The 7649-nt window shown below is 51.6% G+C and carries 9 protein-coding genes; 3 read left to right on the forward strand and 6 right to left on the reverse strand.

Annotation, left to right across the window (positions count from 1 at the left end; translation table 11 throughout):
• Both OB13_RS15245 and OB13_RS15250 read left to right on the forward strand, forming a co-directional pair.
• Positions 1-230 (forward strand): RlpA-like double-psi beta-barrel domain-containing protein (locus tag OB13_RS15245; protein ID WP_461491033.1); only part of this gene is annotated, 230 nt, incomplete at its 5' end.
• A 100-nt stretch (positions 231-330) separates the two neighbouring features.
• Positions 331-897 carry an HD domain-containing protein gene (locus OB13_RS15250; RefSeq protein WP_461491034.1) on the forward strand — a complete coding sequence of 189 codons (567 nt, stop codon included), beginning with the start codon at positions 331-333 and terminating at the stop codon, positions 895-897.
• Between the two features lie 57 nt (positions 898-954).
• On the opposite strand, the gene OB13_RS15255 is transcribed toward OB13_RS15250, so the two are convergent.
• The 3 genes from OB13_RS15255 to OB13_RS15265 all read right to left on the reverse strand — a co-directional run bounded on the left by OB13_RS15255 (position 955) and on the right by OB13_RS15265 (position 2935).
• Positions 955-1146, reverse strand: coding sequence for a hypothetical protein (locus OB13_RS15255; protein ID WP_461491035.1), 192 nt, complete (start codon positions 1144-1146; stop codon positions 955-957).
• Positions 1147-1324: 178 nt separating this feature from the next.
• The gene (locus tag OB13_RS15260) at positions 1325-1765 is read right to left on the reverse strand and encodes a hypothetical protein (RefSeq protein ID WP_461491036.1); all 441 of its coding nucleotides are present in this window, start codon (positions 1763-1765) and stop codon (positions 1325-1327) included.
• 120 nt (positions 1766-1885) lie between these two features.
• Positions 1886-2935, reverse strand: coding sequence for a nucleoid-associated protein (locus OB13_RS15265; RefSeq protein WP_461491037.1), 1050 nt, complete (start codon positions 2933-2935; stop codon positions 1886-1888).
• 288 nt (positions 2936-3223) lie between these two features.
• Here OB13_RS15265 and OB13_RS15270 point away from each other — a divergent pair, with 288 nt between their 5' ends.
• The gene (locus OB13_RS15270) at positions 3224-3904 is read left to right on the forward strand and encodes a porin family protein (RefSeq protein ID WP_461491038.1); all 681 of its coding nucleotides are present in this window, start codon (positions 3224-3226) and stop codon (positions 3902-3904) included.
• Between the two features lie 163 nt (positions 3905-4067).
• On the opposite strand, the gene OB13_RS15275 is transcribed toward OB13_RS15270, so the two are convergent.
• The 3 genes from OB13_RS15275 to OB13_RS15285 form a co-directional block, all read right to left on the reverse strand.
• Positions 4068-4706 (reverse strand): hypothetical protein, encoded by a 639-nt coding sequence (locus tag OB13_RS15275; RefSeq protein WP_461491039.1) that lies wholly within the window; start codon positions 4704-4706, stop codon positions 4068-4070.
• A 155-nt stretch (positions 4707-4861) separates the two neighbouring features.
• Positions 4862-5578 carry a response regulator transcription factor gene (locus OB13_RS15280; protein WP_461491040.1) on the reverse strand — a complete coding sequence of 239 codons (717 nt, stop codon included), beginning with the start codon at positions 5576-5578 and terminating at the stop codon, positions 4862-4864.
• Positions 5579-5653: 75 nt separating this feature from the next.
• On the reverse strand, positions 5654-7649 hold a 1996-nt coding region (locus OB13_RS15285; protein WP_461491041.1), incomplete at its 5' end, for a sensor histidine kinase.

Below are 7649 nucleotides of genomic sequence, written 5' to 3' on the forward strand. Positions count from 1 at the left end.
ATATTCAATATGGAGACTCCGTCTGGGTACGCGGCATCTCCGACGAGCTGGATGGCATGTATATCGTGCGGGACACCATGAACCGGCGATTCCGCAACCGCATCGATATCCTGGTAGGCAGGCACGACAACATCATGGGGCTTTGGAATGACGTGGAAATAGCCCGGTCAGAATTTCCGGAAGAAGAGCCCGAATTGCGGGAAACGTTTGGCTACGCGATGGCAGATTAACCCGGGCCAGGTATAGTACGGCTCATCCGGATCCGAAAAAAGAAGATTAACTTTTTGCAGTAAGCTGGTTTTCCTATTTTAGGGCGCTTAAAACAGGAAAATGATGACAAGAGAAGAAGCCCTTTCGCTCCTGAAGGGAATGACCACCAGCGAAAGCCTGCTGCGCCACGCCCGCACCGTAGAGCTGGTCATGGAGGCATACGCTGCGAAGCTGGGAGAGAATACCGAAGAATGGGCCGTAACAGGCCTGCTACACGACGCAGACTACCAGGCTTACCCGGAGCAGCACCCGAACGTGATCGTGCAGTTGCTGCGTGCTAAAGGCGAAGAGAAGATAGCCCACGCAATTTCTGCACACTATACCCATTGGGGAGTACCTTATGAAACCTTACTGGATAAGGGCCTGATCGCCTGCGATGAGCTGACCGGCTTTATAGTGGCCTGCGCCCAGGTACGTCCGCAGCGGCTGGAAGGGCTCGAAGCCAGGTCGGTCAGCAAGAAACTGGGTACCAAAGGCTTTGCCGCATCGGTAGACCGGGACGAAGTGCGCAAGGGAGCCGAACTTTTCGGGGTAGACCTCCAGGAGCATATCAGCTTCATTATAGCCGTGCTGCAGCAAAACCAGCAGGAACTGCAACTGGAACCGCAGGAAAGCACCAACGCCTGAACCACCCGACAGGTATAGCAGCCGCCGCAGCTTTGCGCATAAGGCGGCTGCTATACCTTAGGCCAGGTAGTATTCCAGGGCCTGTATCCCTTTGGCATTGTCGTCGGCCTCTACCACTTCATCGATCACCGTCTGAATTTCCTGCTCCGTCCACTTTTCCTTCTCGGCGGCCTTCACAAAAATGTCCAGCGCTACATAACGGGAGGTTCCGGCAGGCAGGGCAAGTTTTACTTTCTTTCTGATCTGCATACTATTTTCCTTTGCGGCAAGATTACGCAGCCTTTTTCATAAAATCAATTTTTACTTACGCACGCTCTGTAAACAAATGATGGGAAAGGTATACCGGGAAAGAAAGCCTGAAAAGCCTTCAACAAAAAAGCATGGCGTCTGCCATGCTTTCCAAAAAACTTTCCATTAAGTAATCACCTTAGTAATTTTCCTGGTAGCCTCCTTGCCTGGAAGCCGGGCTGCTCTGCGCTTCCCGTGGCACGCCCATTTTCTCCTCCCGGCGGGACTGGTATTGGGCAAACTGCTGCTCCGTCAGGATGTCTTTGATCTGGGAGAGGCGGGTCTGACTGATGATGTCCATCTGCTGGGCCAGCTTCCGTGGGTCTGCCTTGTATTGGGCGCGGGCTTCTTCGGCGTGCCGCATGCTCGTGCGGTTGATCTCCTGAAGTTTTTTAGCCTGGTCCGGGACAAGGCGCAGGTTCTTGACCATCCCGGCCGTGATCTCATCGGCCCGCAGGTCCAGGGTTTTAGGGCCATTCTGGGTGGTTTTTGCCTGCTTCTGCTGATTGGCCGGGGCCTGGGCCAGAACAGCTGTTGTAATGGTGGCAAAGAATATGAGGGCGAGCGCTGCTTTCTTCATTAGGTTCGTATCTGGTTTAAGGCTTCAATTACAAAAACTGTTCCGTTTCTTTCTGCCTGTGTCATAGGCAACATTGCCCGCGCAGGTATAGTTTCGGGGCGGGTGCGCTGAGGACTAACGCTAGGACTCGGAGTGAAAGTATACCTTGTAGAAATGCATGCCGCGTTCCTGGTCAAAACCGCGTTCCACGTACTGTTCGCTCTGCTCCGGATTATACCCGCTGAACTTGATCTCGATCTGGGTGTCGAGCTTGATGAAGTTGCGGAACTTGCGTTTCATGTTGCGCACCGTGTTTTTGTTGATGGCAAAGTCGGTGAAGCCTTCGATATCGCGCTCCTCGGCAAAGGCCTGGGTATAGCTCTTGAAGCGCTCGGCCGTTTCCGGCTGGTCGATCACGCTGCTGGTAAATTCCTCCAGGTCGAAGGTCTCGCTTTTGGAGAAGTAATCCACGGAGCGGCTGATAAAATCTACCTGGGCTTTTTTGCTGTCGGTCTGGGCAAACACTTCTTCCGAAAAATCCTTGCATAGGTTCAGCGCCGTTTTCGTGTTAAAGTTGGTGTCTTTGAGCTCCGTTACGTGCAGGAAGTCTTCTTTCCAGAACACGGCATCGGTGCTGTTGGCGTCCACGAGCTTCACCCGGAAACCATCTTCGGCCTCTGTGTTAAAGATCAGGCAGCCTTTGTCCACGCTTTTGATGTTCACGCCCGAGTGGTAGTTCATGCTCAGGTCGCCGTCCGCTTCCTGGAAGGTCAGGAAGGTGTCCTTATTCTCAGACTTAAAAATGCCGATGGCGTCCACGATGTCCTCTTCCATCACACAGCCGGATAGATGCACCACATACAGCTCCCCACTCTTCACCCTCGGATGGTCCGATTGCTCGTAGAGGTGGTGCAGAATGTGCCTGGAGTACTCCAGGAATTTGCCAGGCTCCGCAAACAGGAGGGCCGAGTAGGCAAACATCTCATTCAGGGCCAGGTCAGAGGTATGGGTGAAGCGGAAAAACTCTTCCTGCTTGAAGGGCGCCAGAAAATAATTGGTCAGCAGGTCGCTCAGCTGCTCGTCCCGCAGGTCTACCAGCTCCTTCGATGCGATCACCCCTTCGTCCTTTGCTTTGTTACCTACCCGGTGTACGGCCAGCCTGTTGAGGCGTACCTGTCTTTTGTCGTTCATTTCGTGTGCTATCTAACTGGCCGGTCTCCCGGCTTGTGGGGCAGCAAAGGTAAGGCGAAGTGAAGTCTTCACCCAAATAAGATTTATAAATAATCCGGGGTGCTGTATACCTGATTTTTGCCTGGTATAAAAATATTTTAAATCATTAAATTGCTGATTTTGAATAATTTATATCAGAGAAGGAACTTTTTGCCGAACGGCTAAAACGGATTTGGCATGATTCTTACATGTGCTCCATCAAGCAGCGCAGCTTGGTTTCTTAATTTTCAATTTTTAAGTACAGGTGAGATGAAAAAGATATTTCTACTAGTAGCCGTAGTTCTGGGAATTGCGGTGACGCAGGCTAGCGCGCAACAAAGACAACCTGTTCGTTTTGGTATTAAAGCAGGTATGAACCTGGCCGAGTGGCAGGGCCAAACGATCAACAGTGCCCAGGACATGATGGACATGACCAAGGGGTCCCTGCACCGGAAAATGAGGGAAGGTTTTCATATAGGAGCCGTGGTCGCTATACCGGTGGCTCCGGGATTTGAGATCGAACCCGGCCTGCTCTACTCTCAGAAAGGGATGCGGCTCACAGGCAAGATACCGATGGAACAGTTCGACTTCCTCAACGCAGGTGTAACGGTGACCAACAAAGCCGAATACATTGATCTGCCAATCGTGGCCAAACTGTATATAGGAGAAGGTTTCCACATCTTTGCCGGCCCGCAGGTATCTTACCTGGTGTCCAACAAAGTACAGGTGCAGGCAGGGGCGCTGGGCTTCAACGCCCTGAACCAGGAGTGGGACATGCAGAACGGCTTCCGGGAGTTTGATCTGGCAGCAACAGGAGGGATCGGTTACCGCTTCGCCAGCGGTCTGAACCTGAGTGCAGGCTACGACTATGGCCTGGAAACCGTGGATAGCAAGGGTAATTTTGAAACGTTCAACCGGGTGATCAAAGCATCGGTCGGTTTTACTTTCTAAAGATAGCTAGTTTAGTGTTTTGGTAATTATGGCAGGCCTCTACCTTTGGTGGAGGCTTGTTTGTTTTTTACCAGGTGAGGGCAACACGGCTATACCTTAAAAAAAGCCATACAGGTCTTACACTGTATGGCTTTTTTGTGGATGCAAGGGAGAATAAGCCTGATTAGGATTTTTTGTTATAAGGGAATTTCTTGGAAGAATTTTTCATCAGCGCATTCGATAAGGATTGTCTGTTGCTCCCTACGCTTCCTGAAGCAGCATAGTCGTATTTCCAGAGCAGATCTCCTCTTTCACCCTCATGTATGGTGATGGATGTGTTTATTGAATTTGTTGAGCCCCAAGCACCTATCAACAAGCCGACAGCGATAGCTGCCCCGTCTGACATCGGCTTGCTCATGGTCGCTTTACCGGAAACAATGGCGTCTACACCCAATATTTTGCAGATCAGGTCTCTGGAAGTGGAGTTGAGGTTTTCATAAGTGATTCCTGCATCTGCCAGTAGCGCATTCGTCTTAGTTACATCCTGAAAGTTGACGGTGTAAAGGTCTTTGCTCATTTGTCTCAGGTAGTAACCATAGGCGTCGCTCTGCAAGCCATAACCATAGTCTTTTTGCTGCTGCTGAATCATCTCAACGGTGACCCCTTTGGGTAGCTTTCTCGACTCAATTATTACATCAAATGGTACGATGGCGACTGTCTTGTGCTTCACTTTGGCCTCTTGAAAAGAAGCAGCAGTATAAATTTGAGGACCGCAGGATGTGAAAACTACGGCAAGCATGATAAAGAGTAAAAATTTTTTCATTGGCATAAAGTTGAAGTTTGAAAAGAATAAGTTTGTTTTGAATCCTTTTCAAATATAACAACATTGCTATATTATTTTATTAAAATAATGAAAAAAATTATTTGATCTGTTAGAATAAAAACGCGATTTAGCCAGTACCTTGTCGTTGCCTAATATTACAGCATCACACCGTTATGGGCGCAAAGCCGGTAGCCTTGTCCGTGAATGTTGATGATCTCGACAGCCGGATCTTCGCGCAGGTATTTGCGGAGCTTGGCAATGTAGACGTCCATGCTGCGGGCCGTGAAATAGCTGTCTTCGTGCCAGATACGTTGCAGCGCCACTTCGCGCGGCGTAACATCGTTGAGGTGCTGGCAAAGCAGGCGCAACAGCTCCGCTTCTTTGGGCGACAACTTATGCGTTTCCCCGTTGATGTGGAGCAACCGGAAATTCGGCTGGAACTGGTACTGCCCGATGGTAAAATCGGTTACTTCTGCCTTTTCTGCCACAGGAGCTCCTGCCTTTCGGTGCAGGATCGCCTTGATCTTGTACAGCAGCACTTCCGAGTCGAAGGGTTTGGTGATGTAGTCATCGGCCCCGATCCGGAAACCTTCCAGCATATCTTCCTTCATACTTTTGGCCGTCAGGAAAATGAGCGGTGCATTCGCATCGATCTTCTTGATCTCGCGGGCCAGGGTAAAGCCATCCTTTTCGGGCATCATTACATCGAGTATGCAAAGGTCAAACTTCCCTTTGCGGTATGCCGTGATGGCCTGGCAGCCGTTATTGCAGAGCGTTACATGGTAGTCATGCAGTTCCAGGTAGTCTTTGAGCACGATGCCAAAGTTCGGATCGTCTTCGGCCAGTAAAATATGGAGTCCGTTCTCAGCCATAATACAGGTTGCTAGTGATAGATGATGTACAATAGATGTCAGGCGAAAGCAAAAAGCTGCTTGTGCCCGAAAGAATTATGCATGAAATGGCAGGAATATTTCAAATCTGCTGCCTTTGCCAGGTTCGCTCTGCAGGCTGATGTTGCCGTGATGGGCTTTTACGATGGCTTTGACATAGCTCAGGCCCAGCCCGAAACCCTTCACATTGTGCAGATTGCCGGTCGGCACGCGGTAAAACTTGTCGAACACCCGCAGCTGGGTATCCCGTGTCATGCCCATTCCTTTGTCTTCCACTGCCAATATAATGCCGCCGTCCACATTCTGGGTCACAAGTTTAATCTCGGGGCTGCCCGGGGAGTATTTGTTGGCATTGTCCAGCAGGTTGCAGATCACATGGTAGGCATGCACCTCGTCCAGCTTCAGCACATGCTCCAGGGCGTTGAGCTGCGCGGTGATCTGCCCCATACGCTCCTCTACCTGCAGTTGTATACTCTCCACGGCCTTTGCGATCAGGGCATGCAGGTCTATGAGCTGGAGGTTCATGGCAAATTCATTTTTCTCCAGCTGCGCGATCTGCAGCACGTTCTCTACCTGCACGTTCATGCGCTTGTTTTCCTGCCGGATGATGTTGGTATAATACTTTATCTTGTCCGGGTTAGCGTATACCTTGGGGTTGGCAATAGAGTCGGTGGCGAGTGAAATGGTGGCGATCGGCGTCTTGAACTCATGCGTCATGTTGTTGATGAAGTCGTTCTTCATCTCCGAAAGCTTCTTCTGCTTGAAAATGATGTGGATGGTCGTGCCGAAGGTGGCTACGATCACCAGCGTGAAGGCAGCCGAGAAGAGTAGCATGACCCAGAGCGACTGCAGGGCATAGGTATGGCTATCGGGGAAGTATACCGCCAGGTAGTCGGGCTTGTCAAAGATATCGTTGGGGAACAGGTTGGCCTTGTAGGTGGCAAAGCTGTCGGAGGCGGCTACGATGTGCCCGGCCGCCACCGTGTCCTGCCGGCCCGAAAGCACCCAGTACCCGAAGTCGAGGCAAATGCCTTTGTTGGTGAGTTCTGCCTGCAGCATGGGCTTCAGGTTAGCCAGGTTGAGGCGCTCCTGCAGCGGCACATCCTTGGCCACATACTCTACCACCATCTTCTCAACCACGTCGTTCAGCTTTTCCTTTTTGGCTTCTACCTTCACCGGATCCGGTACGGCAGCGGGCCTGGCAGGTATAGCCGGCACAGGCGGCTGCTTTTCATACGCATCAACAAGTGCTCTGGGGGAGGCTTCGGTCAGAAGGGACTGCGTCTCCTGCGGGGCTCTGGGAGGATGCCGGAGAACCACTCGGCCCGGCATTTCCAGCGCAGCCATACGCTGAGCTTGCAGCCGGGAAGCCGTTGCATTTTTCAGAACGATCAAACTGTCTCTGAGTACATGGAGGGCCGCAATCTCTTCTGCCCGGATGTTGAAATCCGGCTTTTTGTGGCGCCAGATGCTGTCCAGGTGCAAGGCGATGTATTGCAGCGTATCGACCGATATCCTGAAATGCCGTCCGTTCACCTGCTGGAAATACGTAATGGTGCTATCGGGCAGGTGCTCTACCCGGTAGGTAGGATTTCTTTTCAGGCTGGCAGCCCGAAGCGAGTCTGCCGTTGCATAGCCCTGGACGATACGCTCCAGCTGAAGCGGTGCCAGAACCGGAATGCCCCGGGGTATACCGGTAAAAGACCTGGCCCATAACGCCGAGTCGCCGGATGAGTAACGCGAGGTTGTATGGTTATTTCCGACCTTTCCCCTCAGGGTGCGTGGCTGGTCGTGGGAGGAGGCTATACCTAAATTATGGCGGGATGGCTTTGTGTCTGGGCCGGCAGGAGGGGTGGCTGTTTTTTGCCGGGAAGCTTCCGCCTTTTTGGTACTGCGAGGTATAGCAGTTCTGGATTTTTCTGCTCCTACAGGTATAGCGACGAGTAAAGAGTCGACCGGAAGCCGGGCGTCATCTGGTGCATGCTGTAAAGTTGCCATCCCGCTGGCCACGGCTGACACAGCTTCCCGGGTTTCCAGTTTCTCCACTACATTG

Source organism: Pontibacter sp. HJ8 (assembly GCF_054824225.1).

Bases quoted from the DNA above. Each gene is read 5' to 3' on its own strand.
- OB13_RS15275 (WP_461491039.1), bottom strand. From the start codon at position 4,706: ATGAAAAAATTTTTACTCTTTATCATGCTTGCCGTAGTTTTCACATCC.
- OB13_RS15260 (WP_461491036.1), bottom strand. From the start codon at position 1,765: ATGAAGAAAGCAGCGCTCGCCCTCATATTCTTTGCCACCATTACAACA.
- OB13_RS15250 (WP_461491034.1), top strand. From the start codon at position 331: ATGATGACAAGAGAAGAAGCCCTTTCGCTCCTGAAGGGAATGACCACC.
- OB13_RS15265 (WP_461491037.1), bottom strand. From the start codon at position 2,935: ATGAACGACAAAAGACAGGTACGCCTCAACAGGCTGGCCGTACACCGG.
- OB13_RS15280 (WP_461491040.1), bottom strand. From the start codon at position 5,578: ATGGCTGAGAACGGACTCCATATTTTACTGGCCGAAGACGATCCGAAC.
- OB13_RS15255 (WP_461491035.1), bottom strand. From the start codon at position 1,146: ATGCAGATCAGAAAGAAAGTAAAACTTGCCCTGCCTGCCGGAACCTCC.
- OB13_RS15270 (WP_461491038.1), top strand. From the start codon at position 3,224: ATGAAAAAGATATTTCTACTAGTAGCCGTAGTTCTGGGAATTGCGGTG.